General features: G+C 66.9%; 20 protein-coding genes. 6 read left to right on the top strand and 14 right to left on the bottom strand.

Translation table 11 applies throughout. The features are described from left to right. Window positions 1-95 precede the first annotated feature (95 nt). Entirely contained in the window at window positions 96-1,055 is a 960-nt protein-coding gene (locus tag AC1DIP_RS05330; RefSeq protein ID WP_477733120.1) for an AraC-like ligand-binding domain-containing protein, read from the top strand. A 12-nt stretch (window positions 1,056-1,067) separates the two neighbouring features. Here the strand turns inward: AC1DIP_RS05330 and gdhA are convergent, their stop codons facing one another. Then, the gene (gene gdhA, locus AC1DIP_RS05335; protein WP_477733121.1) at window positions 1,068-2,405 is read right to left on the bottom strand and encodes an NADP-specific glutamate dehydrogenase; all 1,338 of its coding nucleotides are present in this window, start codon (window positions 2,403-2,405) and stop codon (window positions 1,068-1,070) included. Between the two features lie 201 nt (window positions 2,406-2,606). On the opposite strand from gdhA, the gene AC1DIP_RS05340 reads away from it, so the two are divergent. Further along, window positions 2,607-3,236, top strand: coding sequence for an AmiS/UreI family transporter (locus tag AC1DIP_RS05340; RefSeq protein ID WP_477733122.1), 630 nt, complete (start codon window positions 2,607-2,609; stop codon window positions 3,234-3,236). Here AC1DIP_RS05340 and AC1DIP_RS05345 read toward each other — a convergent pair. The 3 genes from AC1DIP_RS05345 to AC1DIP_RS05355 all read right to left on the bottom strand — a co-directional run bounded on the left by AC1DIP_RS05345 (window position 3,229) and on the right by AC1DIP_RS05355 (window position 6,537). Next, window positions 3,229-4,704 carry an APC family permease gene (locus AC1DIP_RS05345; protein ID WP_477733123.1) on the bottom strand — a complete coding sequence of 492 codons (1,476 nt, stop codon included), beginning with the start codon at window positions 4,702-4,704 and terminating at the stop codon, window positions 3,229-3,231. The genes AC1DIP_RS05340 and AC1DIP_RS05345 overlap by 8 nt on opposite strands. A 103-nt stretch (window positions 4,705-4,807) precedes the next feature. Next, window positions 4,808-6,181 (bottom strand): flavin monoamine oxidase family protein, encoded by a 1,374-nt coding sequence (locus AC1DIP_RS05350; RefSeq protein ID WP_477733124.1) that lies wholly within the window; start codon window positions 6,179-6,181, stop codon window positions 4,808-4,810. An 11-nt stretch (window positions 6,182-6,192) separates the two neighbouring features. Then, a complete protein-coding gene (locus AC1DIP_RS05355) occupies window positions 6,193-6,537 on the bottom strand; it encodes a cupin domain-containing protein (RefSeq protein ID WP_477733125.1) in 345 nt (114 codons plus the stop codon). Window positions 6,538-6,707: 170 nt separating this feature from the next. Between AC1DIP_RS05355 and AC1DIP_RS05360 the strand changes: the two genes are divergently transcribed. Continuing rightward, window positions 6,708-7,286 carry a TetR/AcrR family transcriptional regulator gene (locus AC1DIP_RS05360; protein WP_477733126.1) on the top strand — a complete coding sequence of 193 codons (579 nt, stop codon included), beginning with the start codon at window positions 6,708-6,710 and terminating at the stop codon, window positions 7,284-7,286. A 158-nt stretch (window positions 7,287-7,444) separates the two neighbouring features. Here the strand turns inward: AC1DIP_RS05360 and purU are convergent, their stop codons facing one another. From purU to glyA, 7 genes are read right to left on the bottom strand one after another with little or no spacing between them, the layout of a single operon-like run. Next, window positions 7,445-8,341 (bottom strand): formyltetrahydrofolate deformylase, encoded by an 897-nt coding sequence (purU, locus tag AC1DIP_RS05365; protein WP_477733127.1) that lies wholly within the window; start codon window positions 8,339-8,341, stop codon window positions 7,445-7,447. Window positions 8,342-8,344: 3 nt separating this feature from the next. Next, window positions 8,345-9,760 (bottom strand): L-serine ammonia-lyase, encoded by a 1,416-nt coding sequence (locus tag AC1DIP_RS05370; protein WP_477733128.1) that lies wholly within the window; start codon window positions 9,758-9,760, stop codon window positions 8,345-8,347. After that, window positions 9,760-10,410 (bottom strand): sarcosine oxidase subunit gamma, encoded by a 651-nt coding sequence (locus AC1DIP_RS05375; protein ID WP_477733129.1) that lies wholly within the window; start codon window positions 10,408-10,410, stop codon window positions 9,760-9,762. The genes AC1DIP_RS05370 and AC1DIP_RS05375 overlap by 1 nt, the downstream gene beginning before the upstream one ends. Next, window positions 10,403-13,345: a sarcosine oxidase subunit alpha family protein gene (locus tag AC1DIP_RS05380; protein WP_477733130.1), complete on the bottom strand. Its 2,943-nt coding sequence runs from the start codon at window positions 13,343-13,345 to the stop codon at window positions 10,403-10,405. Before AC1DIP_RS05380 ends, AC1DIP_RS05375 begins: the two co-directional genes overlap by 8 nt. Beyond that, window positions 13,342-13,746, bottom strand: a complete 405-nt coding sequence (locus AC1DIP_RS05385) for a sarcosine oxidase subunit delta (RefSeq protein ID WP_457946819.1) — start codon at window positions 13,744-13,746, stop codon at window positions 13,342-13,344. Before AC1DIP_RS05385 ends, AC1DIP_RS05380 begins: the two co-directional genes overlap by 4 nt. Window positions 13,747-13,775: 29 nt before the next feature. Beyond that, on the bottom strand, window positions 13,776-14,996 hold the full coding sequence (locus AC1DIP_RS05390; protein WP_477733131.1) for a sarcosine oxidase subunit beta family protein: 1,221 nt from the start codon (window positions 14,994-14,996) through the stop codon (window positions 13,776-13,778). Next, window positions 14,993-16,333, bottom strand: a complete 1,341-nt coding sequence (gene glyA / locus AC1DIP_RS05395) for a serine hydroxymethyltransferase (RefSeq protein WP_477733132.1) — start codon at window positions 16,331-16,333, stop codon at window positions 14,993-14,995. Before glyA ends, AC1DIP_RS05390 begins: the two co-directional genes overlap by 4 nt. Before the next feature lie 125 nt (window positions 16,334-16,458). Here glyA and AC1DIP_RS05400 point away from each other — a divergent pair, with 125 nt between their 5' ends. After that, window positions 16,459-17,127 (top strand): GntR family transcriptional regulator, encoded by a 669-nt coding sequence (locus AC1DIP_RS05400; protein ID WP_159630237.1) that lies wholly within the window; start codon window positions 16,459-16,461, stop codon window positions 17,125-17,127. A 19-nt stretch (window positions 17,128-17,146) separates the two neighbouring features. On the opposite strand, the gene AC1DIP_RS05405 is transcribed toward AC1DIP_RS05400, so the two are convergent. Further along, window positions 17,147-18,199 (bottom strand): tartrate dehydrogenase, encoded by a 1,053-nt coding sequence (locus AC1DIP_RS05405; protein ID WP_477733133.1) that lies wholly within the window; start codon window positions 18,197-18,199, stop codon window positions 17,147-17,149. Window positions 18,200-18,334: 135 nt separating this feature from the next. On the opposite strand from AC1DIP_RS05405, the gene AC1DIP_RS05410 reads away from it, so the two are divergent. Further along, complete coding sequence (locus tag AC1DIP_RS05410; protein WP_477733134.1) at window positions 18,335-20,248, top strand: amylosucrase; 1,914 nt, start codon at window positions 18,335-18,337, stop codon at window positions 20,246-20,248. A 51-nt stretch (window positions 20,249-20,299) separates the two neighbouring features. Next, window positions 20,300-21,154, top strand: a complete 855-nt coding sequence (locus AC1DIP_RS05415; protein ID WP_476207652.1) for a prephenate dehydratase — start codon at window positions 20,300-20,302, stop codon at window positions 21,152-21,154. A gap of 38 nt (window positions 21,155-21,192) precedes the next feature. Here the strand turns inward: AC1DIP_RS05415 and betT are convergent, their stop codons facing one another. Continuing rightward, complete coding sequence (gene betT / locus AC1DIP_RS05420) at window positions 21,193-23,427, bottom strand: choline BCCT transporter BetT (RefSeq protein WP_477733135.1); 2,235 nt, start codon at window positions 23,425-23,427, stop codon at window positions 21,193-21,195. A gap of 184 nt (window positions 23,428-23,611) precedes the next feature. Next, window positions 23,612-25,510, bottom strand: a complete 1,899-nt coding sequence (locus AC1DIP_RS05425) for an FAD-binding monooxygenase (RefSeq protein ID WP_477733136.1) — start codon at window positions 25,508-25,510, stop codon at window positions 23,612-23,614. Window positions 25,511-25,707 lie beyond the last annotated feature (197 nt).

A 25,707-nucleotide genomic window follows, 5' to 3' on the forward strand; every position in this document is an offset into this window, starting at 1 on the left:
AAAAAAGAACCTCGGGCCGCTAGCCTGATTGGACTGTGTCGCAGGACACAGCCCCGGGGGAAACGTGAAGTGGCCATCCGTCGCGAGGAACATCCATGCAATCAGCAACTACAGCCAGCACCCCACACCAGGACTTGACCTCCAGGGTGGCCGCGTCGTTCGACCATTGGAAGCACCTGGTGGCGGAGTCCTTCGTTCCCCTCACCGCCCGCACCGCCGACGTGGACGGCTTCCAGGGCCGTATGCGCGCCCGGGTGCTGGACCGGATGTCCATCGTGGAGGTCACCGCCACCTCCCACGAGGTCCACCGCACCCCGGCACTGATCGCCCAGGCCCACGAACGCTACTTCAAGCTGAACCTGCAGCTGGAAGGTACCGGCCTGCTGATCCAGGACAACCGGGAAGCCGTCCTGCAGCCCGGGGACCTGGCAATCTACGACACCAACCGCCCGTACACCCTCGCCTTCGAGGACAGCACCAGGATCATGGTCTTGATGTTCCCCTGCGACGCGCTCTCACTACCGGCCGACTACGTGGGACAGCTGGCCGCGGTGCGCATGGGCAGCGGCGGCCTGAGCGGAATCGTCGGCCAGTTCATCCGGGAACTGTCAGCGAACCTGGACGTCCTGAACGGCCCCAGCGGATCACGGCTCGCCACCAACGCCCTGGACCTGGTGTCCACCATGCTGCACGCGGAAATGGACATCACGCCTGACCGCATGAAGCCGCAGGCACTGCTGGCGGTCTCGGTCCGCGAGTACATCGAGGCCAACCTCGCCGATCCCCTGCTGTCCCCGGCAAGCATCGCCGCCGCGCATTTCATTTCCACCCGGCACCTGCACAACGTCTTCCACGAGTCGGGGACCACGGTAGCCAGCTGGATCCGGACGCAACGGCTGGAAGGTGCCCGCCGCGACCTCCGGGACCCGCTGCACGCGGGCAAGTCGGTGGGCGCGGTGGCCGCCTGCTGGGGCTTCCTGGATGCCGCGCATTTCAGCCGCACGTTCCGGGATGCCTTCGGGGTCTCGCCCAGCCAGTGGCGGCGGAGCTCCTGAAGCCACCCCCGGCTAGATCAGCCCCTGCGCCAGCATGGCATCGGCCACCTTGACGAACCCGCCGATGTTGGCGCCGAGCACGTAGTTGCCGGGTTCGCCGTACTCCTCCGCGGTGGCGGCGCAACGGTCGTGGATACCAACCATGATCTCGGTCAGCCGCTCTTCGGTGTGCTCGAATGACCACGAATCGCGGCTGGCGTTCTGCTGCATTTCCAGGGCCGAGGTTGCCACGCCGCCGGCGTTGGCGGCCTTGCCCGGCCCGAACAGGACGCCCGCCTCCTGGAACACCGCAACAGCGTCACGGGTGGAGGGCATGTTGGCGCCCTCTCCGACGGCAACCAGGCCGTTGCGCACCAGCCGGGCGGCAGCAGCGCCGTCGAGCTCGTTCTGCGTGGCGCAGGGCAGCGCCACCGTGGCGTCGACGTCCCACACCGAGCCGCCGTCCATGTAGGTCACGCCGCCCCGGCGTTCGGCATAGTCCTTCAGGCGGCCGCGCTGCACTTCCTTCACTTCGCGGAGAAGCGCGACGTCGATGCCTGCCTCGTCCACCACGTAGCCTGACGAGTCGGAGCAGGCCACCACAGTGGCTCCAAGGCTCTGGGCCTTGGCGATCGCGTTGATGGCAACGTTGCCGGAGCCGGACACCACCACGCGCTGGCCATCAAAGGACGCTCCGCGGGTTTTGAGCATTTCCTGGGTGAAGATGACGGTACCGAAGCCGGTGGCTTCGGGCCGGACCAGGGAACCGCCCCAGGAGATCCCCTTGCCGGTGAGCACCCCGGACTCGTAGCGGTTGGTGATGCGCTTGTACTGGCCGAAGAGGTAACCGATTTCGCGGCCGCCCACGCCAATGTCGCCGGCCGGAACGTCCGTGTATTCGCCGATGTGGCGGTAGAGCTCGGTCATGAAGGACTGGCAGAACCGCATCACTTCTGCATCGCTGCGGCCGCGGGGGTCGAAGTCGGAGCCGCCCTTGCCGCCGCCGATGGGCATGCCGGTGAGGGCATTCTTGAAGATCTGCTCGAAGCCGAGGAACTTCACGATGCCCAAGTAGACCGACGGGTGGAATCGCAGTCCACCCTTATACGGGCCTAGCGCGGAGTTGAACTCCACACGGAAGCCGCGGTTGATCTGGACGCGGCCGGAGTCATCGGTCCACGGCACGCGGAAGATGATCTGGCGTTCGGGCTCGCAGAGGCGTTCCAGGATGGCGGCCTCGAGGAACTCCGGGTGCCTGTCGTGGACCGGGCCAAGGCTTTCGAAGACCTCCACCACTGCCTGGTGGAACTCCGCTTCCCCGGGATTCCGTGCGAGGACAGTGTCTTTGATGGCTTCGAGCCGTGCGTCCATGGGCTGTTCCTTACCTCTGAGCCGAAACGAGGGACAGCGCAAAAGCAACGTCGCCTCATAGGTTTACTCTTCAACTTATCGGATTACGACCGGAGACCAGTAGGCGGGGCAGTCCGAATCAACTAATCTCCGTAATGTGACACAGATATTCCATAATACGAGAGTCTTGGCGCGTCCCTGCTGCACATCGGAGGCGCTCTGATGCCCTTCCTGTGCCTCCTCCTTTCCGGCGCCGCGCTGCTGGTCAACGGGCTGGCGACGCTGGGGCGGCTCCCCCGCCGCGACGCCGCCACCTTCAGCCTGGTGCTCGGCGGCACCCAACTGCTGCTCGGCGTCGTCCATGTTTCCACCGGCGGCGCCGGGTCCGAGGTGCTTCCGGCGGCCGCGGGCATGTTCCTGTTCGGGCTGACGTACGTCTATGCCGGGCTGGATTCCCTGTTGGGGCTGGGCTCGCGGGGGCTCGGCTGGTTCTGCGGCATGGTGGCATGTGTCGGCCTGCTGCTGGCGGGTTTCTGGCTGGTTACTGATCCGTTGCTCGCGGTGCTGTGGGTGTGCTGGTCCGTGCTGTGGGGTTTGCTGTTCGCCTCCGAGGCCCTGGGCGCGGCGCGGCTGGAGCCGTTCACCGGCTGGGCCCTGGTCCTGGCCAGCCAGGTCACGGCAACCTTTCCGGCGTTCCTGGGCCTGGCAGGTTTGTGGCCCAGGGCGGCCGGGCCGGCGTGGCTGGCGGCAGCCTTCCTGGCCGGACTGTTTATCGCGGCACGCGTGCTGGCCCGGCGCGGACCTGCCAGTCCGCGTCGGGCCAGTGAAGGGGAAGCCGTGAGCGCTAGGTAAGCGCGTGTCCCAGGGTGGCGGCGTGGTGCCGGCGCTCGATGGCGGTTTCCACCAGAACCCCTGCCACGAAGACCACGGGGACCGCGGCGAGAAGGGCGATGGCTGTTTCCGCGCTGCCGCCGATCAGGGCCGTGAAATTGCTGACCACCAGGAACAGGACCCAGGCGAGGAGCACCGTTGCCAGGACGGGGGCGATGCGCGTCTGCCACAGCTGCGCCCCTGCACGTTCGCGGCGGAAGAAGCTGACCACCGCCACCGAGCACAGCATGTAGAGCACCAGCAGTGCCGCCACGGCCAGGCCGCTGAACCAGGAAAAGAGGGTCAGGACCGGGTCCAGGGCCAGGATGGCGAAGGGAAGCACCAGCACGACGGCGGTGGCGGTCTGGATCCAGGCGGCAAAGGCAGGGGCGCGGTGCCGGTTGGTCCGGGCCAGCACGGCGGGCATGGAACCGCGCAGGGCCAGCGAGTGCAGGTAGCGGTTGATGCCGTTGTGGAAGGCGATGATGCCGGCGAGCAGCGAGGTAACCAGCAGGATGCCTGCCACCACGCCCGCCCATGGTCCGAACAGCTCCACCATGGGACCGAGCACGAAGGACGTGGCGTCGCCTGATTCGAGGGCTGCCCCGGCGGCGTCCATGACCTGGGACGGGCCGTAGTAGCTGACCAGCATCCAGGAGATGAAGGAGAAGAAGACGGAGATGACGCCCACGGACAGGTAGGTGGCCCGGGCTACCGTGCGGTGCGGGTCCTTGGCCTCGGCCGAATAGATGGCCGTGGATTCGAAACCGAACATCGAAGCCACGGCGAACATGATGGCCACGCCCGGCGCGCCGGCCCCGATGGCCTCGGGCGAGAAGGACGCGGCCACGCTGATGCCTTCCGGGCCGCCGCCGTGGAGCAGGACGGTGAAGCCGAACAGCAGCAGGATGGCCACCTCGAGGCCCACCAGCAGGGCCAGCACGCGCGCACCGAGTTCGATGTTCAGGGAGCCCAGCACCTGGACGCCGGCCATGGTGGCCAGGGCGAGCAGCCACCACGGAACCTCCAGCCCAATCGAGGCGAGCAGGCCCGAGAACGCCGCACCGTATAGCCCATACATCGCAGCCTGGACGGTGCTGTAGGCCAGGAGGGCCAGCCAGGCGGCGCCGGCGCCGGTCTTCCTGCCAAAGGCTGCGGTGACGTAGGCATAGAAAGCGCCGTTGGCCTGGATTTTGCGGCTCATCGCCACGAATCCGACGGCGAAGATGACGATGACAATGCCCACGATCAGGTATGCGCCGGGTGCGCCGGCACCGTTGCCGAGCGCTGCGGCCAGCGGCGAAGCGCCCACGATCCCGGTGAGGGGTGCCTGCGCCGACAGGACGAAGAAGAGGATGCCCAGGACGCCGATGCTGCCGGCGCGCAGTGCCGTTGAATGCTCCTTGGCCGGAGCGTCAGTGGTCCGGGGCTCAGAATTCGAAATACTCATTTGATCCTTCTTAACGGTCATGAGTTCGGGAAAATTGCTGTGGAATCCAGCTTGGCAGCGGGGCGCCGAAGCCCTTTGTCCACCAGCGACGGGTTGTTGATTGTCAGCGCAGTGCAGGATTTTGCGGCACTGGTTCCTGGGCGGCCGGTCGGGCGGCGGAGCGGAGGCCAAGCAGCGACGCGGCGGCCTGCGCCGCTTCCATGCCGCTCTCAATGGCACCGTCGATGAAGCCGCCCCAGCCGTTGGCAATATCGGAGCCGGCAAAAAGCAGGTTGCCGTGCCCGGACTGCATGGCGGCCAGGTGGTCGCCCAGGAAACCCGTCCGGTGCATCGGCCAGGTCTCCCCCGCCAGCGGGTCCGCCACCCAGTCGTGGGTGGCCACGTCCAGCACGTCAACGCCGGGGACCAGCCGGGCCAGCTGCTCCTGGACTGCCGCTGCGTCTGACGCGTCAATTCTTGTTGCGTCGGGGCCGAAGCCGACGACGATCGTGTCGCCGTCGAGCGTGTACTCGGCCTGGAAGAAGTTCAGCGGCCAGTCCGCCTTGCCCAACGCCACGAACGGGGCATGTTCGCCCCGCAGCCGGATCCACACCTTGACGCCCCTGGAAACCTGTCCGCGCTTCGCGGCTTCCGTCTTGGCCGGCGGCAGCGGCGGCTGGAAGTCGATGGTTCCCAGGACGGGAAGGGGGACCGTGACGATGGCGGCCCTGGCGCTGATGGTTCGGCCGTCCGGGCTCCGCAGGGTGACGCTCCCGCCGTCGTCCGTCATGCCTTCCACGGCGAAACCAAAGTCGACGGCGGCACGGGAGTCCTCAAGGATGGCCTCGGCGAGTGCGGCGGTTCCGCCCTGGATCTTGTACGTGGCGCAGGCTTCGAAGTTGACGGTCCAGTCACCGTTGGTCAGGGCCACCCAGCGGAGGGCCTGGGTCAGTGCCGCGTCCTCCAGGGGGCCGTTGAAGTTCAAGGTCCAGAAGGATTCGAGGATGTCCCGGGCGTCGCCGGCGGGAAACTGTTCCCGGATCCGGTCCTGCACCGGGATGTGGTCGATGCCCTTGAAGGCATCCGTGGCCAACGGCCTGAACGGTTCGGGGAAGTAGGTCCGGGACTCCTTGGTGAATTCGCCGTTGTGCTGGCCGATCATCTCAAGCAAGGCTCCGGGGTCACCTTCCCGGCGGCCGCCGTTGGCCCACCAGTATGCGCGCTGCGGCTCGGGGCTGGCGACGGTACCGATGCCATAACGCTTCAACTCCGCCCAGACGTACGGCTGGGTCCAGTGGACCCACGTGCCGCCGATCTCCAGGTCGCGCCCCAGCCGGAGGTCCAGCCAGGTCCGGCCGCCGATGCGGTCCCGGGCTTCGACGATGTGGACCGCCAGCCCCTGCCGGGTCAGTTCGCGGGCGGCGGTGAGGCCGGCAAACCCTGCACCCACGATGACGACGTCCAGGTCCTGCTCCATGGCGCTGTTGTCCTTTTTCATGGCGCAGCTTCCTACGAATAGACGAAGAACTCGACGGTGGGAGCCAGGACGGCCCACCGGGTACGGGCACCTTTATTAAAGGAGGCGGCACCGCCGGCGGTGAGGTCGTACGCGTCGCCGCCCTCCACCTCGATCCGCAGGTGGCCTTCGATGATATGGATCGTTTCGTCGGCCTCCATCACCAGGTCGAAAGGCTCCGGTGCCTCGGCGGGGTTCACGTGCCAGTACCCGCAGGCGAGCGCGGGCCTGCCCCCTTCGCCGAAGCGGCGGACCCACTGGACCTCGCCGAGTTCGAAGGGCTCATTCTTGGCGGGGTCAAGGAAGGAAGAGGTGCTGAAAGCAGGGGTGGTGGCCATGGGTACTCCAGAGGGGAAGGGGCGGCGGGGAAACGGTCGCGCCGCGGGAGGTGTGTGGGATGGCGGGGGTCCTGTGACGGGCATCACCGCGTGGAAGCAATCTAAGCAATTGCTTAGTTTTAAGTCAAGAGCTGCTTCCTGCATGGTGGCGGCTGGCTAGAATCGGAACCATGACCGCTTCCGCCGCCCGCACCGCCACGCCGAAATATGGCGAGGGCCGCGAAGCATTGCTGCGGGGGGTGGTGGATGTGGTGTCGCAGAAAGGCCTCCGGGGGCTGACATTCCGTGCAGTCGCGGAGGCTGCGGGGGTCAACAACAGCCTGGTGGCCCACCATTTCGGAACCCGGGACGCCCTGATCGAGGCAGCGCTCCTCTGGTCCTCGGAGCAGTCCATCGGCGCGTCACGGCTGCGGGAAGCAGCCGAAAACGGCGGCACGTTCACGGAGGCGCTGCTGGAGCTGCTGCTTGAAGATCCGGGGCTGCAGGTGTTCCAGTACGAGATGATCCTCGAGGCCCGTCGCCGGCCGGAGCTGGCAGGACCGGTGGCCGCGCTGTATGAAAGCTACGTGGACGCCCTGTCCGCCGGCCTGGAGGCATTCGGCGTCCAGAATAATGTCCGCGTCGTTGCCCGCACGCTGTTCGCCGCTTTGGACGGGCTGGTCATGCAGTACCTTGCCGGTGTGGGCCGGGACGAGATCGCGGCCGCCCTGGAGGAAGTGCACCAGGTGGTTCTCCTGCGGCGCGACTAGGTGGCGCCCCGCGGCAAGGAACCGTTCAAATAACTTTGCGGACCGTCGCGTCGAAGGCGGCAATGCTCTTGGGTCCGGGCAGGCGCCAGGCAAACAAAAGGCGCGGCCGGCCGCCCTGGGGGCAGCCAGCCGCGCTGACAGTGTTTAGTTGAGAACAGCTACCGGAGCACCACGGTGCGGTTGCCCTGCAGGATGACCCGGCCTTCGCAGTGCCACTTCACCGCGTTGGAGAGGGCCTTGCATTCTGTGTCGCGGCCGGCGGCCACCAGGTCCTCGGGCCCGTACGTGTGGTCCACGTCCACCACCTGCTGGGAGATGATGGGTCCCTCGTCCAGTTCTGCGTTGACGTAGTGGGCCGTGGCGCCGACGGTCTTGACGCCGCGGGCGTAGGCCTGGTGGTAGGGCTTGGCACCCTTGAAGCTGGGCAGGAACGAGTGGTGGATGTTGATGGCCCGGCCGTCCAGCTTGCGGGTCAGGTCGTCGCTGAGCACCTGCATGTAGCGGGCCAGCACCACCAGTTCGACGTCGAGCCCGTCCACGAGCGCCATCAGCGCGGCTTCCGCTGCGGGCTTGGTGTCGGCAGTGACCGGGATGTGGTGGAACGGAATGCCGTGCCACTCCACCAGTGCCTCGTGGTCCCGGTGGTTGGATACCACCGCAACGATTTCCACCGGCAGTTCTCCGATCCGGGCCCGGAACAGCAGGTCGTTGAGGCAGTGCCCGAACTTGGACACCATGATCAGCACCTTGCGCTTGGACCTGTGGCGTTCCAGCTGCCAGCGCATGCCGAACTTTTCCGCCACGGGGGCGAAGGAGGTCCGCAGCTCCTCCAGCGTGGAATCGTCACCTTCGGAGACAAAGTGCACGCGCATGAAGAAGTGGCCTTCGGAGCGCTCACCAAACTGCTTGTTGTCGATGATGTCGCAGCCGTGCTCCAGCAGGAACCCGGACACGGCGTGCACAATGCCGGGCCCCTCCGGGCAGTCCAGGGTCAGGACGTGTTCCACGGTGGTGGGCGCTTTCGATGCGGGGATATGGGTTTCAGTAACAGTCATGGTTCAGCACTCGATCACATTCACGGCGAGGCCTCCTCGGGAGGTTTCCTTGTACTTGGTTTTCATGTCGGCTCCGGTGTCACGCATGGTCTTGATCGCCTTGTCCAGCGAGACCTTGTGGCTGCCGTCCCCATGCAGGGCCAGCCGGGCCGCGTTGATCGCCTTGACGCTGGCGATCGCGTTCCGCTCGATGCATGGGATCTGCACCAGGCCGCCAACGGGGTCGCAGGTCAGGCCCAGGTTGTGTTCGATCCCCACCTCGGCGGCGTTCTCCACCTGCGCTGGCGTTCCGCCAAGCACCTCGCAGAGCCCGGCCGCAGCCATCGAGCAGGCGGAGCCCACCTCCCCCTGGCAACCCACTTCGGCGCCGGAGATGGAGGCGTTCAGTTTGAACAGGATTCCGACGGCGGCCGCCGCCAGCAGGAAGCGGACCACACCGTCGTCGTCGGCCCCTGGAACAAACTTCACGTAGTAGTGCAGGACGGCCGGCACGATGCCCGCGGCCCCGTTGGTGGGGGCGGTGACGATCCGGCCGCCGGCGGCGTTCTCCTCGTTCACGGCCAGCGCGAAGAGGTTCACCCATTCCATGGCCAACAGCGGATCCGCCGGTGCCTGGACGGGCGACGGCGAGGCTGCCGCGGCTTCGGCGCTGGCGGCCGAGGCCGTCAGGGTGCGGAACAGTGCGGGGGCGCGCCGGGTGACGTTCAGGCCTCCGGGCAGGATGCCTTCGGCGTTGCAGCCGTTCTCCACGCATTCGCGCATGACGGCCCACAGCCCCAGCAGCTGCTCGCGGAGCTCCGCTTCACTGCGCCAGGTGAGTTCGTTGGCCAGCATGACCTCGGAGATGGACATGCCTTCCCGGCTGCAGATCTCCAGGAGTTCATCCGCCGTGGAGAACGGGTAAGGCAGCACGGTGTCATCCGGCACCAACTTGTCCGCCCCCTCGGCGTCGCCGTCCACCACGAAGCCGCCGCCGATCGAGTAGAAACTCCGCTCGCTCAGCACCGCACCCGCGTGGTCCAGGGCCCGGAAGGTCATGCCGTTGGGGTGCGCGGGAAGGGACTTGCGCCGGTGGAGCACCACGTCCTCTTCCCAGTTGAAGTCCACCCGGTGCGCCCCGGCGATGTGCAGTTCGGCGTCCAGCGCGGCGGCTGCCACCTGGTCGTCGGCGGTGGTGGTGTCCACGGTTTCCGGGTCCAGGCCCTTCAGCCCCAGGACCACTGCCTTGTCCGACCCGTGGCCGCGGCCGGTGGCGCCGAGGGAGCCGAACAGTTCGGTCTGGACGCGGGCGGTGGCGGCCAGCTGGCCGTCACCCTTCAGTCCGTCCGCGAACAGCTTCGCCGCCCGCATCGGGCCCACCGTGTGTGACGACGAGGGCCCGATGCCGACGGAAAAGAGGTCAAGGACGCTGAGCGCCATTAGGGGACCTCTGGCGAGGCGTACTCCCGCATGGCGTCCAGCAGCCACCGGCCCAGGAACTCGGCGAAGGAAGCGCGGGGGAAGATCCGGAAGGACTCGTCACCGGTCTTCCACAGGATGGCGGGGATGTTCGCGATTTCCGTGGAGAAGGCGGTGCCGGCTTTGAAGACCCGCGGGTGCAGGTCCAGCGAGCAGCCCTTTTCCAGGACGGCGCGGGCCCGGGGGCCCGTCAGTTCGAACGTGGTCCGGTTGGCGGACAGGTCCACCACCTGGCCCGCGTCGCCGCCCAGCGCGTCCCGGAGCGCGGGGATGAGGTCCCCGCCCAGGGATTCGTGCGCCTCGGTGGGTGCAACCACCAGGAACTCGGCCGGGCCGAGCCACAGGACGGATGCGTCGCCGTTACCGGCCACGGCACCTGATCCGGCGGGAAGGCCCCCGGTGACACCGGCCAGGCGCTCCGCCGCGGCGGATCCCGCGAGGGCCCTGAGGCCCACCATGGTCAGGAACGGCACCTCGGAGATTTCAACGGTGCCGGCCAGGGAGCCGGCCGCGAAGTCGTCCGCCAGCTGGCGGACCGGGCTGACGCGGGCGGCGAGGTTCTTCTCGGCGTTGGTCTTGGCGGAGGTCGGGGATGCTGCTGTTTCAGCCATCTTTACGGGTCCCTTCAGAGTCAAAAAGCACTGTTTCTGCGACAACCACGTCCACCAGCTGGTCGCCGGCGGCTGCCACCAGCGTTTCACCGATGCGGTTGCGTCCGTTCTTGATCAGGGCCAGGCCGAACGACCGGCCCAGCGCTGCGCTGTGGTAGCTGGAGGTGACGAACCCTTCCATCGGCACGGGGCCGTAGGCGGGGTTGGTCGACCGGCCCTTTTCCACCAGCTGGGTGCCTTCGGGCAACCGCAGCGTGCCGTCCACGGGAAGGACGCTGACCAGGTGCTTGCGGTCCTCACGCTGGGCGTCGGACCGGGTGTAGGAGCGCTTGCCGATGAAGTCCTTGGCCTTGGAAACGATCCATTCCATGCCGGCGTCCTGCGGGGTGACGGTGCCGTCGGTGTCCTGTCCGACGATCGGGTAGCCCTTTTCGGCACGCAGCACGTGCATGGTTTCGGTGCCGTAGGGGGTGATGTTGAACTCGGCACCGGCGGCGGCCACGGATTCCCAGGTGTTCAGCCCGTACCAGGCCGGGACGTTGATCTCGTAGGCAAGTTCACCGGAGAACGAAATCCGGCAGATCCGGGCGCGCACGCCGGAGGCGAGGGTGGTTTCGCGGAAGGTCATGAACGGGAAGGCTTCCGCGTCCAGGCCGCCGTTGGCAGCCAGTTCGGGCGCCACCTTGGCGATGACCTCACGGGACTTGGGCCCGACGACGGCAATGGTGCTCCACTGTTCCGTCACGGAGGTGCACTGCACGTCCAGTTCCGGCCACTCGGTCTGCAGCCATTCCTCCAGCCAGTCCAGTACCTTGGCGGCGCCGCCGGTGGTGGTGGTCATGAAGTAGGTGTCGTCGTCGACGCGGAGGGTCACACCGTCGTCGAAGATCATGCCGTCCGGGGTGCACATGACGCCGTAGCGTGCCGAGCCCGGGGCGAGCTTCTTGAACGCGTTGGTGTACATCCGGTTCAGGAACTCCCCTGCGTCCTTGCCGCGGATTTCGATCTTGCCCAGGGTGGTGGCGTCCATGAAGCCAACGGATTCGCGGACGGCGGCGCATTCGCGCAGCACGGCAGCGTCCATGTCCTCCCCGGCCTGCGGGTAGTACCAGGGCCGCTTCCACTGTCCAACGTCCTCGAACAGCGCGCCCTTGGCCACGTGCCAGGGGTGGATGGACGTAACGCGGGCGGGGTCGAACAGTTCCCCGCGCTGGCGTCCGGCCAGGGCCGCGAAAGCCACCGGGGTGAAGGGGGCGCGGTAGGTGGTGGTGCCGATGTCTCCGATGCCGCGGGAGGCTTCGCCGGCGGTGCGCAGGGCCGCGGCGATGACGCCGATGGCGTTGACGCCGGAGGTCTTGCCCTGGTCGTTGGCCGTGCTGATGGAGGTGTACCGCTTGATGTGTTCCACCGAGCGCATGCCGGCACCCGTGGAGCGGAGGACGTCCGCCACGGACTGGTCGCGCTGGAAGTCCACGAAGTGGTGGTGCCAGTCATCCGGGGTGCCGCTCTCGCCCGGTACCAGCCACAGCTGGCGGGTGGGGGCGGAGGCCTTCGGGTCGCCGAACACGGAGGGTTCGACGGCGGATTCGAAGCCTGTGGCGATGGCCGCCTTGGCGCCGGCGGAAATGCCCTCCGCGACGCAGTCTTCGGTGGCGAACGAGCCGCGGCCGGCGCCAATGGTCTGCTGGTCGGGTACCTCGGTGCTGGGCACGAAGGCTGCCAGCTCCTCGTCCCAGCGCAGCTTGCCCTGGCGCTGGGAGTGCAGGTGGACCAGCGGGCTCCAGCCGCCGGACACAGCCAGCAGGTCAGCCGCGATCTGCTCGACGCCGGAGGTGAGCTCGCCGTCGTCGTTGATGCTGCGGACGGTCACGCCGTCCAGCCGGCCGTCGGGGCCGGCGGAGGTATTGGCCACCGCGCTGCCGATCAGCACCCGGAGCCCGGATTCGACGGCGGCAGTCGCCGCTGCGGTCAGGGCCGGACGGGCGTCCACCACGGCGGCGACCTTGACGCCTGCGGCGGCGAGGTCGGCTGCGATGGCGTAGGCGCTGTCATTGGTGGTGCTGATGACCACGCGCTTTCCGGCGGCCACGCCGTAGCGGTTCAGGTAGCTGCGGACCGCGGAGGCCAGCATGATGCCGGGGCGGTCGTTGTTCTCGAACACCAGGGGGCGTTCGTGGGCGCCGGGGGCGACCACCACCTGGCTGGCACGGATGTGCCAAATCCGCTGGCGGGAAACACCGGGGGCGGCAGGGCTGGTGAGGTGGTCGGTGCGGTTCTGGACGGCGATGACGTAGTTGGCGTCGTAGGCGCCGAATGCGGTGGTGCGGTTCAGGACCGTGGATTCGGCGCCGGATACCAGCTCGGCTTCGACGTCGGCCACCCATTCCAGGGCAGGCTTTCCCTCGATGGTTTCGGCATGGCCGGGAACCGTGGAACCGGAGAGCAGCGAGCCGCCGAGTTCGGGCTGGTCATCGAGGAGCATGACCCTGGCGCCGGTGCGGACAGCCTCGCGGGCTGCGGCCAGCCCGGCGGGGCCGCCGCCGATGACCAGGACGTCGGTGTGGACGTACTTCTTGTCGTATTCGGCGCGGTCGTCCTCCGGGTCCAGCTTGCCCAGGCCGTTGAGCAGGGTGGCCTGGAGTCCGTCCACCAGGGAGACGGTGGTGGCGGGGAGCATGGATTCGGCAACGTGGCCGGGGAAGCGGGCTTCCACGCGGACCAGGGCGTTGGCCTCCTCCACGCCGGCGGACATGATGCCGCGGGGGCGGTCCTCGTAGAGGGAGTTGCCGGCGGCGATGCGGCCATTGGCCAGCAGCGCGGAGGCCAGGGTGTCACCGGGGTGGCCGGTGAACTCCTCGCCGTCCACAGTGAAGCGCCAGGAGATGGTGCGGTCGATGCGGCCGCCGGTAGCCAGGCGGGCGTTCTGGGAAGTCACTTGGTCGCTCCTTCCGGGGCGGTGGTGCTGAGGATGCTCGTGGTGGAGGTGCTGGGAGCGGCACTTCCCGTGGTGGTGCTGTCAGGGCCGGTGCTGGCAGTCCCGGTTTCGGGTGCGCCGTCCGGGGAGCGGTCAGGCCGCTTCGACCCCATCGGGTAGACAGCCTTGATGTCGTAGCTCACGGTGTCGCGGAGCATGTTGAACCACTGGCGGCAGCCGGTGCTGTGGACCCAGCGCTCGGCGAAGATGCCTTTGGGGTTCTCCCGGTAAAAGAGGTAGCGGGACCACTCCGTATCGCTCAGCTCGTTGGGGTTCTCGGGGTACGGAACGTGGGCCTGTCCCCCGTAGTGGAATTCGGTTTCGTCCCGCGGGCCGCAGTTGGGGCATGGGATCAGCAGCATGTGCGTTAGTCCTTTTCTTGTGGCGGCGGCTAGTGGGCCACGGCGGCGGCGCCGTGTTCGTCGATGAGGGCGCCGGTTTCGAAGCGTTCCAGAGAGAACGGCTTGTTCAGCTGGTGCGGGGCGCCGGTGGCGATGGTGTGGGCGAAGGTCATGCCCGCGGCGGGGGTTCCCTTGAACCCGCCGGTGCCCCAGCCGCAGTTGACGAACATGTTCTCCACGGGGGTCAGGCCCACAATGGGTGAGGCGTCCAGGGTGGTGTCCACGATGCCGCCCCAGGTCCGGAGCACGTGGGCCCGGGCAAAGATCGGGAAGAGCTCGACGGCGGCCGCCATCTGCTGCTCGATCACGTGGAACGAACCGCGCTGGCCGTAGCCGTTGTAGGAGTCCACGCCGGCACCCATGACCAGTTCGCCCTTGTGCGCCTGGGAGACGTAGACGTGCACGTGGTTGGACATGACCACCGTGGGGTGGACGGGCTCGTGCAGTTCGGAGACCAGGGCCTGCAGGGGGTGGGACTGGATGGGGAGCTGGAATCCGGCCATTTCGGCCAGGACGGAGCTGTGGCCTGCGGCGCAGAGGCCCACCTTCTCCGTGTTGATGGTGCCGCGGTTGGTCTTGACGCCCACCACGCGGTCGCCGTCCTTCAGGAAGCCGGTCACCTCGCAGTTCTGGATGATGTCAACGCCCATTTCGTCGCACTTGCGGGCGAAGGCCCAGGCCACGTGGTCGTGCTTGGCGATGCCGGCGCGGGGCTGGTAGGTGGCGCCCATGACGGGGTAGCGGATGTTGTCGCGGATGTTCAGGATGGGGCAGAGTTCCCTGACCTGCTGCGGGTCCAGCCATTCGGCGTCCACGCCGTTGAGCTTGTTGGCACCTACGCGGCGCATGCTTTCGCGCACGTCGCCCAGGGTGTGGGCCAGGTTCATGACGCCGCGCTGGCTGAAGAGGAAGTCGTACTCCAGTTCCTCGGGCAGGATTTCCCAGAGTTTGAGGGCCTGCTCGTAGATGGCGGCGCTCTCGTCCCAGAGGTAGTTGGAGCGGATGATGGTGGTGTTGCGGGCCATGTTGCCACCGGCGAGCCAGCCCTTTTCGAGGACGGCGATGTTGGTCATCCCGTGGTTCTTGGCCAGGAAGTATGCGGTGGCCAGGCCGTGCCCGCCGCCGCCGACGATCACGGCGTCATAGGAGGACTTGGGTTCCGGGTTCCGCCAGAGGAAGTCCGGGTGCTCCGGAAGGTGCTGGGTGCTCACTGGGCGGCTCCAATCAGGTCTGCCTCGATGCCGGCCAGGTTGGCGTCGGCGGAGAGGTGCGGGTAGAGGGGGAACTTGCCGGCCAGGGCCGTCACGCGTTCCCGGAGTTCGACGGCGGTGTCCCCGGGGAGGGTGCCGGTGCCGGCGGAGGCAATCAGGGCCGTGGCGATGATGTCCGCAACCTCGGTGAACTCGGCGGCGCCAAAGCCGCGGGCGGCCAGGGCGGGGGTGCCGATCCGGAGGCCGGAAGAGACCATCGGCGGGCGGGGGTCGAAGGGGACGGCGTTGCGGTTGACCGTGATGCCGATCTGGTGGAGTGCGTCCTCACCCTGCTGGCCGTCCAGTTCGGAGTTGCGGAGGTCAACCAGGACCAGGTGGACGTCGGTGCCGCCGTTGACCACGGAAATGCCTGCGGCTGCGACGTCGTCCTGGAGGAGGCGCTCGGCCAGCAGCTTGGCGCCCTGCAGCACCCGCTCCTGGCGTTCCTTGAATTCGGGGGCGGCAGCGAGCTTGAACGCCACGGCCTTGGCTGCCACAACGTGCTCCAGCGGACCACCCTGCTGGCCCGGGAACACCGCGCTGTTGATCTTCTTGGCGTATTCCTCCTTGGCCAGGATGACGCCGCCGCGCGGACCGCCCAGGGTCTTGTGGGTGGTGGTGGTGACCACGTCCGCGTACGGGACGGGGTTCGGGTGCAGTCCGGCGGCGACGAGTCCGGCGAAGTGCGCCATGTCCACCATGAGGTAGGCGCCCACGAGGTCGGCGATGCGGCGGAATTCGGCGAAGTCCAGCTGGCGGGAGTAGGCGGACCAGCCGGCCACGATCAGCTTGGGCTTGTGTTCCAGGGCCAGGGCTTCCACCTCGGCCATATCGATCCGGAGGTCTTCCTCGCGGACGTGGTAGGGAACCACGTTGTAGAGCTTGCCGGAGAAGTTGATTTTCATGCCGTGCGTGAGGTGTCCGCCGTGCGCCAGGGAGAGCCCCAGGATGGTGTCGCCCGGGTTCAGCAGGGCGAACATGGCGGCGGCGTTGGCCTGGGCACCGGAGTGCGGCTGCACGTTGGCGAACTCGGCGCCGAAGAGTGCTTTCACGCGGTCGATGGCGAGCTGCTCGATGACGTCCACGTGCTCGCAGCCGCCGTAGTAGCGCTTGCCCGGGTAGCCTTCGGCGTACTTGTTGGTGAGCACCGAGCCCTGGGCCTCCATGACGGAGGCCGGAGCGAAATTCTCCGACGCAATCATTTCCAGGGTGGACTGCTGGCGGTGCAGTTCCTGTGCCACAGCGGCGGCGACGTCGGCGTCGACCGTGGCGAGCGAGGCGTTCAGTACGTCCTGCATTGTTCTCCTTTTGAGCCCTTCGGAGTTACTGACCTATAACTGATCTGTAACTGATATATTAGAACTGTCGTAATAGTATGTTCCAGATCACTTGGACGTCAATAGCACTCCTGGGAAGGCTCGAAATGAGCGTCACATTAGAGAACCACCTGGCCGGCGACGGGGACCTCTCGCTCTCCGAACAGGCCTACCGGCACCTCCGGGACCGGCTCATCATGCTGGACATCCGGCCGGGCGAGGCGATCAACGACGGCAAGCTGGCCGCCGAGCTCGGGATCGGCCGGACGCCGGTCCGGGAAGCCCTCAAGCGGCTGGAAAGCGACCACCTGGTGGTGTCCTATCCCCGCCGCGGAACGTTCGCCACCATCGTCGACATCACCGAACTGGCCGACGTCTCGGAGCTGCGCGAATCCTTGGAACCCCTGGCCGCACGCCGCGCCGCGAAGCTGGCAACGCCGGCGCTGCGGGCGGAAATCCGGGAAACCGCGGCCGCGATCTCCACCATGGGCGATGACGACGATCCCTACGACCTCATGCGGTACGACATCAAGGTCCACCGGCTGATCTACCGGGCCGCGGCCAACGCGCACCTCGAGGACGTCCTGATCCGCTACGACAACCTGGCCACGCGAATCTGGTGCATGGTGCTCGAAAAGGTGCCGTCCGTCGCGTCCCACATTGCCGAGCACGTTGAGCTGCTGGAAGCAGTGGCCGACGGCGACGCGGACCGGGCCGGCAAGCTCGCCCTCGAGCACGTCACCAGTTTCGAGCAGGCCATCCGGAACGTGCTCTAGCCGTCGTGCCCGGGCGCGGCTAGCGCAGCCGGGCCCGCACCTCCTGCGCGAATTCCAGCGTGGAGGCCGAGCCGCCCAGGTCCGGTGTGGCGATGCCGTCTGCCAGCGCCGATTCGAAAGCACCGGTAAGGGACCGGGCGGCCGCCGCCTCGCCCAAGTGGTCCAGCATCATGGCCGCAGCCCAGAGCGCGCCGACCGGGTTGGCAATGCCCTTGCCGGCGATATCCGGGGCGGAACCATGGACGGGCTCGAACATCGAGGGGTGCCGGCGCTCGGGGTTCAGGTTGGCGCTCGGGGCGATGCCGATGGAACCGGCCACTCCGGCGACGAGGTCGGACAGGATATCTCCGAACAGGTTGGATGCGACGATGGTCCGTACGCTGGTGGGCTTCATGACCAGCCGGGCCGCGAGCGCATCGATGAGCACCTTGTCCACCGTGACGCCGGGGAACTGTTCCACCGTCCGGGCCACCACTTCGTCCCAGAACGGCATGGTGTGGATGATGCCGTTGGATTTGGTGGCCGAGACCAGGATGCCGCCCCGGTTCGTGGCGGCCTCTGCCGCGTAGCGGGCCACCCTGCTGATGCCGGCTTTGGTGAAGACGCTCTCCTGGACGGCAAATTCAGCGTCCGTCCCCGCACCGAAGCGGCCACCAATCTGCGAGTACTCGCCTTCAACGTTTTCCCGGACCACCACGATGTCCAGGTCCTCGAGGCCCGGCATCGCTCCCTTGACCCCGGGCAGCAGCTTCATGGGGCGGAGGTTGACGTACTGGTCGAACTCCCGGCGGATGGGAATCAGCAGTCCCCACAACGTCACGTCGTCGGGGACGTCGGGGGTGCCCACCGCCCCCAGGTAGATCCCGTCCCCGCTCCCGAGCTGCTCGATGCCGTCAACGGGCATCATCCGGCCGGTTTTGACGTAGAGGTCGCTGTTCCAGTCACGGACGCGCCAGTTGACGGTGAAGCCATGCAGCCCGGCCACGGCATCCACGCACCCCATGGCCACCTCGGTGACATCCACGCCGATGCCGTCACCGGGAATCGAATCGATGGTGTAGGTGCGGGCCATGGCTGTCCAATCATTCGTGGTTTGTGCGGTGCGTAAAGCTTAGAGGCAGCGGCCGGGTATCCCGGTGTGACGTGGAATACTTCCGTACAAGCGCGCCGGATGTTCCGGCGGGATATTTTGAAGGGGCAGGTGGCCATGCAGGAATTCGTCAACGAGGACGAAGAGGCCCGGCGGCATGTCCTGGCAGTGCTGGCGGCTGAGCGTGGCCGGGGGCTGCGCCCCGACCCGGACTTCGACCGCCGCTTCACCGGGCACTTTCCCACGCTCCGCAGCCTCTTCCATTCCTTGTACGGTGACCGGACGGACTGGCTGGAGCAGCTCTCCGCGCTGGTGGTGCAGAGCGCGGCTTCGTGGCAGGAACGCCCGCAGGAGCTGAAGGCGCTGGACGTCGAACGGGAGGCGGACCCGGACTGGTTCCAGTCCAACAGGATGCTCGGCGGCGTCTGCTACGTGGACCGGTACGCGGAAAGCCTGGAGGGGGTCCGTGCCCGCATCCCCTATTTCAAGGAACTGGGCCTGACCTACCTGCACCTCATGCCGTTGTTCCTGGCGCCCGAACCACACTCGGATGGCGGCTATGCGGTTTCGAGCTACCGTGAGGTCAACCCAAAGCTGGGCACCATGGAGCAGCTGCGCTCCCTGGCAGCGGAACTGAGGGACAACGGCATCAGCCTGGTGGTGGACTTCATCTTCAACCACACTTCGGACGAGCACAAGTGGGCCCGCATGGCTGCCGCAGGCGATCCGGAGTACAGCGGCTACTACTGGATCTTCCCGGACCGGACCATCCCGGACGCCTTCGAGGCGGATGTCCGCGAGATCTTCCCGGAAAACCACCCCGGATCCTTTATCAGGATGGAGGACGGCCGGTGGGTCTGGGCCACGTTCCACACCTACCAGTGGGACCTGAACTACTCCAACCCGGAGGTCTTCCGGGCCATGGCTGCCGAGATGCTGTTCCTTGCCAACCAGGGCGTGGACATCCTGCGGATGGATGCGGTGGCGTTCATCTGGAAGCAGCTGGGTACCCCCTGCGAGAACCTGCCGCAGGCGCACACGCTGCTGCGGGCGTTCAACGCGGTGTGCCGGCTGGCGGCGCCGGCCCTGCTGTTCAAGTCCGAGGCCATCGTGCACCCGGACGAGGTGGCGCTCTACATCGACCGCAAGGAATGCCAGCTCTCCTACAACCCGCTGCAAATGGCACTCATCTGGGAATCCCTGGCCACGCGGGATGTCTCGCTCCTGTCCCAGGCCCTGCACCGGCGGCACAACATCCCGGACGGCACGGCGTGGGTGAACTACGTCCGCAGCCATGACGATATCGGCTGGACCTTCGCGGACGAGGACGCGGCAGAACTGGGCATCAACGGCTTCGACCACCGCCGCTTCCTGAACTCCTTCTACGTCAACCGTTTCCCAGGCAGCTTCGCCCGCGGCGTCCCCTTCCAGGACAACCCCAAGACCGACGACTGCCGGATTTCAGGCACGACGGCGTCCCTGTGCGGCATGGAGGTTGACCCGGCTGAGGCGGTGGAACGGATCCTCCTGGCCCACTCGGTGCCCTTCAGTACCGGCGGCGTCCCGCTGCTGTACCTGGGCGACGAAGTGGGGCAGGTCAACGACTACGCCTACGCATCGGAGCCGGGACACGACGCGGACAGCCGGTGGGTGCACCGGCCGCACTTCCCCGCGGACCAGTACGCCCGCAGGACAGACCCGTCCACGCCGGAAGGAGCAGTGTATGCGGGGCTGCGGCGGATGATCGAGGTCCGGACCAGCACACCGGAACTGGCGGGGACCAGGCTGATCGATTTCGGCACCAACAACCGGTCAGTGCTCGGGTACCAGCGGCCGGGCGCGACGGAGGACGGTCCCACCATCCTGGCCCTGGCCAACTTCAGCGACTCCGCCCAGACCCTCCCGGCGGAAACGTTCGGCGGCTTCTCCCCTGCCGCCGTCGACCTTCTCTCCGAAGCTGCCCTGCACATGGACGACGGCGTCACGCTCCTTCCCCGGCAATATCTCTGGCTGCGCGTCACGCCGCGGTAATCGGGAGCCTGCGATTGGGACCTGGCACCGGGGCGTGAAACCATACGGATCATGGCCTCCAAGATTGCGTACCAGGGTGAGCCCGGCGCCAACTCCAACATCGCGTGTCAGCAAATGTTCCCGGACATGGAAAGCGTGCCGTGCGCCAGCTTCGAGGATGCCTTTGAGCTGGTGGCTAGCGGTGAGGCGGAGCTCGCCATGATCCCCATCGAGAACTCGATCGCCGGGCGGGTGGCGGATATCCACATCCTGCTGCCGCAGTCCAACCTGCAGATCGTGGGCGAGTACTTCCTGCCCATCCATTTCGACCTGCTGGGCATCCCGGGCAGCACCATTGAAGGCGCCTCGGAGGTCCACAGCCACATCCACGCGCTGGGCCAGTGCCGGAAGTTGATCCGCGAGCACGGCCTCAAGCCCGTTATCGCGGGCGACACCGCCGGTTCGGCCAGGGAGGTGGCGGAGTGGAACGATCCCCGCAAGCTCTCCCTGGCTCCCCCGCTGGCCGCAGAGATTTACGGCCTGGAGGTCCTGGCCTCGCGGGTGGAGGACGACCCCTCCAACACCACCCGCTTCGTGGTCCTGGCCCGCGAAAAGGCGCTTCCGGCAAAGGACGAACTTCCCGGTCCCGCGGTCACCAGCTTTGTGTTCCGCGTGCGCAACGTCCCCTCCGCCCTGTACAAGGCGCTGGGTGGTTTCGCCACCAACGGCGTGAACATGACCCGGCTGGAAAGTTACATGGTGGGCAACGAATTTGCCGCCACCATGTTCATGGCCGACGTCGAAGGCCACCCCGAGGACCTGCCGCTGAAGCTGGCCCTCGAGGAACTGGACTTCTTCACCACCGAGGTGCGGATCCTCGGCGTGTACGCCGCGGCCGACTACCGGGCCGCAGCCGCCACCGCCTGACCCCGCGATCCCGCGACGCCACAGCGGGAGACGCGGCGTTACTCCCGGCGCGCGCCGCCGTCGGGTTCCACCACTGCCGTGCTTGCCGTGGACATCGGCGGGGTGAGCACAGACGCGTAATCGTGCTGGGTTGAGTATGTGAGGAAGCCCAGATGCGCTTCATACCGGTCCAGGACGTCGTCGATTACCTGCTGGTGGGACAATCCCATCAGGTCGTAGCCTTCCGAGCCGGTCTGGGCGAATACCTCGACCCGGTAATAGACATCCGTCTGCCGGGACATGCGGCCGCCAAACATCGGCACCGGCGCTTCAACGGCCTGCACCTGGTAATGGAAGTCCCGGTGCCCGGGGATGCTGACCACCAACGCATGGCTGGAAATACCCGTGTGCGGATTTGGCAGCAGGTCCAGGGTGGCGTGGTAGCCCTGCTTGGTGAACTCCTTCACTACATCGGCGAGCGCCGGCTGCACCGTCTCCTCCATGAAGAGGGCCACCTGCTTCCTGGAGGGGTAGGCGCGCATGCCGGCCAGCCGCTGCCGCCACGTGCGGTCGGGCACCTGGCCGCCGTGGGCAGCGGTGGACTGCCGTCGAAGGACCTGCCCTTCCCGTTCGGCCCGCTCCATCCTCAGCGCCTTGGAGAACGATGCCATCACGAGCCACGCGATGACGGTCACCGGGAGGGCAAAGATCAGGGTTGCATACTCCATGGTGGTGACGCCGCCGGCCACCAGCATGGCGATGGTCAACAGCGCAGTCAGGACAGCCCAGAAAATGCGCAGCCACTTGGCGCCGTCCTGTGCCGGGTCGGGAATGGTGGACGAAAAGTTGGACATGACCATGGCGCCGGAGTTGGCGCTGGTGAGGTAGAACAGCATGCCGGACAGCGTGCCCAGCCCGATCAGGAAGCCCGCTCCGGGGAACATGTTCAAGAGGGCATACCAGCCCTCCTCCGGGCTGGCCATGGCGAGCCGGGCGAACTCTGTGTTGCCGCCCAGGACCTCATGCATGGCGCTGTTGCCGAAGATGCTCACGATCAGGAAGTCGCAGAGCACCGGTGCGGTGATGGCGGCAATCACGAATTCCCGGAGGGTCCGCCCACGGGAAATGCGCGCCAGGAACAGCCCCACAAACGGCCCCCATGCCAGCCAGAACGCCCAGAAGAAGAGCGTCCAGCTGGCCATCCATTGCGAGCCCCCGTCCTCATAGGCGAACGTCTGCAGGGTGCGGTCGGGCAGGGTGAACAGGAACCGGCCGATGTTTTCCACCATCGAGTTGAGCAGGAAGGACGTCTGGCCCGTCACCAGGATGTACAGCAGCATGGCCGCGGCACTCCAGATGTTCAGTTCGGAGATCCAGCGGATGCCTTTATCCACCCCTGAGGTGCAGGCCGCCACGGTGAGGACGACGGCGACAACCACCAGGGCGATCTGCAGCGCCAGGCCCTCCGGCAGGCCGAACAGGATGGAAAATCCGACATTGAGCAGGACAACGCCGATGCCCATGGATGTGGCCACACCGAAGACGGTGCCTACCAGGGTGACGACATCGATGGTGTCGCCCACTCCCCCGCGGACGCGTTTTCCCAGGAGCGGGTACAGGGCTGCGCGGATGGAGAGCGGCATGCCCCACCGGTAGGCGAAATACCCCATGGCCATGCCAAGGAGCGAGTACATTGCCCAGCCGGCGATACCGTAGTGGAACATGGTCCACACCACGGCGTCCTGGGCTGCTGCCGCGGTCTGCCCCTCGCCTGCCGGGGGCTTCACGTATTGGGTGATGGGGCCGGTGACGGAGTAAAAGAGCATGTCGATGCCCACTCCGGCCGCGAACAGCATGGCCACCCAGGTGAAGAGTTTGTATTGGGGCCTGGAGTGGTCCGGTCCCAGCCGGACCTTCCCTTCCTTGGACAGCGCCACCCACAGGACGAATCCGATCACGACGGTGACGGTGAGGACATAGAACCAGCCAAGGTTGGTTGCGATCCAGGCCACCACGGATTTCATGGTGGATTGGGCGTTCGCCGGCACCAGCATCGCCCAAGCCGAGAACGCCAAAATGATGGCCGATGAAATGATGAACACCCGCCAGTTGACCCTGGGCTTGGGTTGTTCGACGAGCTCGCCGGGAGCCTTGCTTAGTTCGCTGCTGGAGACGGGTGCGCGGTTTTCCCCGTCAGGGGCAGGGCGCCGCCGCTCGGTCCCGCCCAGCTGGCTGCGTTGAACAATCGCCGTCGGCTGCTGGTCCCCTGGGTGGCGTGCGTTTTCTTCGGCCAATGAAGTCCTCCTCCGATCGGCAGCGGGCCGGCCGGGCACCCGTGTCGGGTGGCCGCAGGAGACCCCGGTCCGGGAAAGGAGGGAGGCCGTGCACAGAAGGGCACTCGCCGTGCGGGCTGCATGCCAATGGTAGTACACGGCCTCCGGGCCGGGGCCAGGCGGAGCGGGACCGGGAGGGCGGCACCTACACCTTTTGGGCCTGCCGGGCGGTCAGCAGGGGTGCGAAGAACGCACCGAGTTCCGCGGTTGCCGTCAGCGGCAGCACGTTGGCCACGTACTGGTCCGGACGGACCACCACCACCGCCCCGGACCGGTCCACGCCGCGAAGGTCGAAGATGTCGGCCTTCGGATCGGTGGCGTACACCTTCTCGTAGTCGGTGAGCTTGAACGGGCCCACCAGGGGCTTGAAGGCTGCGGGAACGGCCTTGATGTCGACGGCGGTGTGTGGCTGCTGGTAGATGACCTTCAGGTCGAACCACGCATCCGGGTCGGCGCCGGAAGGGGTGGCGGCCAGCGGGGACTCCGGGGAGTCCGTGAACCAGGCGGCAAGCTTGTCGGTGGCCGAATTGGTACCGGGAAGCGCGGGGTCGGCGAAGACGTAGATCCGCCAGCGGCCGTCAGCGGTGGCGTGGTGGCCCAGATGGAGCGGGTTGGTGTCCCCCACGCGGACCACGGGCGCGGACTTGAAGCGTTTGCCCACGGGGAATCCTGCGGCCAGGTCCTGGTGCTCGCTGCTGCCCACAATCAGGGACGGCGTGTACTGGGTCATGAACCCGGCAGGGAATTCCGCGGTCTGTACGTAGAAGTCCTCGAGGTCGGAGGGGTGCTCGAACTCCTCCGGCTTCTTGGCCATCATGGTGGACCATTCCTTGTCGAAGTCGATGAGGTTCTTGGCCACCACCTGGCGTTCCTCGGAGTACGTGGTGAGCAGGCTCTCGGGGCTGCGGCCCTCCAGCACGTGGCCCAGCTTCCAGGCGATGTTGAAGCCGTCCTGCATGGACACGTTCATGCCCTGGCCGGCCTTGGCGCTGTGGGTGTGGCAGGCGTCGCCGGTGATGAACACCCGCGGGGTGCGCGTGCCGCGCTCACCCGGCAGGACGTCGTCGAACCGGTCCGTTAGCCGGTGGCCCACCTCGTACACGCTGTGCCATGCGACGTTCCGGACGTCCAGCGTGTAGGGGTGGAGGATCGCGTTGGCCTTGGCGATGATCTGCTCGATGGTGGTCTCACGGACCGAGTGCTGGCTGGCCGGGTCCACTTCGCCCAGGTCCACGTACATGCGGAAGAGGTGGCCGCCTTCGCGCGGGATCAGCAGGATGCTGCCTTCGGCACCCTGGATGGCGCACTTGGTCCGGATGTCCGGGAAGTCGGTGACGGCGAGCACGTCCATGACGCCCCAGGCATGGTTGGCCTGGTCGCCGGCGAGGGTGCAGCCGATGGCCTGGCGCACCTTGCTGCGCGCACCGTCCGCGCCCACGACGTACTTCGCGCGGACAACGCGGTCCTGGCCTTCATTCGGGCCCGAGGTGTGCCGCAGCGTCACCGTCACCGGGTAATCGCCCTCACCGGTCACCGTGAGGCCCTGGAAGTCGTAGCCGTAGTCAGGCTTCATCCGGGTGGGAGCGTTGGCCATGTACTCCGCGAAGTAGTCCAGCACGCGGGCCTGGTTGACGATCAGGTGCGGGAATTCGCTGATGCCCATCTCGTCATCCACGGCCCGGGCAGACCGGATGATGTTCGCATGGTTGGCGGGATCCGGCTTCCAGAAGGCCATCTCGGTGATGCGGTACGCCTCGGCGATGATCCGCTCCGCGAAGCCGAAGGCCTGGAAGGTCTCCACGCTGCGCGCCTGGATTCCGTCTGCCTGCCCGATCGCGAGCCGGCCGGGGCGGCGCTCGACGATGCGGGTGGTCACGTTGGGGAACATGGACAGCTGGGCCGCGGCGAGCATCCCGGCGGGGCCGGTACCCACGATGAGGACGTCCACTTCGTCGGGAAGTTCCTCGGGGCGGTTAAGGCCGACGCCGGCTGCCGGCTGGACACGCGGGTCACCGGATACGTATCCGTGGTGGTGGAACTGCACGGGCTTTCCTCACTTCGTTGTGGATGGCAATCGCTAAACGTGTTCTATATGAGAACACAAGGTTCGATAATCGAAAATTGGAGCTTGGCTTCAACTGTACGCTCGATGTGATCCGGGCGACAAGTGCCGTCGGGCCGGCCGCCAAAAGCCCGAAAAATAAGGGGTTGACGACCCGCGCCGAATGGGTGATAGTGATC

The organism is Pseudarthrobacter sp. 05T312 (assembly GCF_056396685.1).

Coding starts and splice junctions, on each gene's coding strand:
- AC1DIP_RS05330 (WP_477733120.1), top strand. CDS start 96: ATGCAATCAGCAACTACAGCCAGCACCCCACACCAGGACTTGACCTCC.
- gdhA (WP_477733121.1), bottom strand. CDS start 2,405: ATGGACGCACGGCTCGAAGCCATCAAAGACACTGTCCTCGCACGGAAT.
- AC1DIP_RS05340 (WP_477733122.1), top strand. CDS start 2,607: ATGCCCTTCCTGTGCCTCCTCCTTTCCGGCGCCGCGCTGCTGGTCAAC.
- AC1DIP_RS05345 (WP_477733123.1), bottom strand. CDS start 4,704: ATGAGTATTTCGAATTCTGAGCCCCGGACCACTGACGCTCCGGCCAAG.
- AC1DIP_RS05350 (WP_477733124.1), bottom strand. CDS start 6,181: ATGAAAAAGGACAACAGCGCCATGGAGCAGGACCTGGACGTCGTCATC.
- AC1DIP_RS05355 (WP_477733125.1), bottom strand. CDS start 6,537: ATGGCCACCACCCCTGCTTTCAGCACCTCTTCCTTCCTTGACCCCGCC.
- AC1DIP_RS05360 (WP_477733126.1), top strand. CDS start 6,708: ATGACCGCTTCCGCCGCCCGCACCGCCACGCCGAAATATGGCGAGGGC.
- purU (WP_477733127.1), bottom strand. CDS start 8,341: ATGACTGTTACTGAAACCCATATCCCCGCATCGAAAGCGCCCACCACC.
- AC1DIP_RS05370 (WP_477733128.1), bottom strand. CDS start 9,760: ATGGCGCTCAGCGTCCTTGACCTCTTTTCCGTCGGCATCGGGCCCTCG.
- AC1DIP_RS05375 (WP_477733129.1), bottom strand. CDS start 10,410: ATGGCTGAAACAGCAGCATCCCCGACCTCCGCCAAGACCAACGCCGAG.
- AC1DIP_RS05385 (WP_457946819.1), bottom strand. CDS start 13,746: ATGCTGCTGATCCCATGCCCCAACTGCGGCCCGCGGGACGAAACCGAA.
- glyA (WP_477733132.1), bottom strand. CDS start 16,333: ATGCAGGACGTACTGAACGCCTCGCTCGCCACGGTCGACGCCGACGTC.
- AC1DIP_RS05400 (WP_159630237.1), top strand. CDS start 16,459: ATGAGCGTCACATTAGAGAACCACCTGGCCGGCGACGGGGACCTCTCG.
- AC1DIP_RS05405 (WP_477733133.1), bottom strand. CDS start 18,199: ATGGCCCGCACCTACACCATCGATTCGATTCCCGGTGACGGCATCGGC.
- AC1DIP_RS05410 (WP_477733134.1), top strand. CDS start 18,335: ATGCAGGAATTCGTCAACGAGGACGAAGAGGCCCGGCGGCATGTCCTG.
- AC1DIP_RS05415 (WP_476207652.1), top strand. CDS start 20,300: ATGGCCTCCAAGATTGCGTACCAGGGTGAGCCCGGCGCCAACTCCAAC.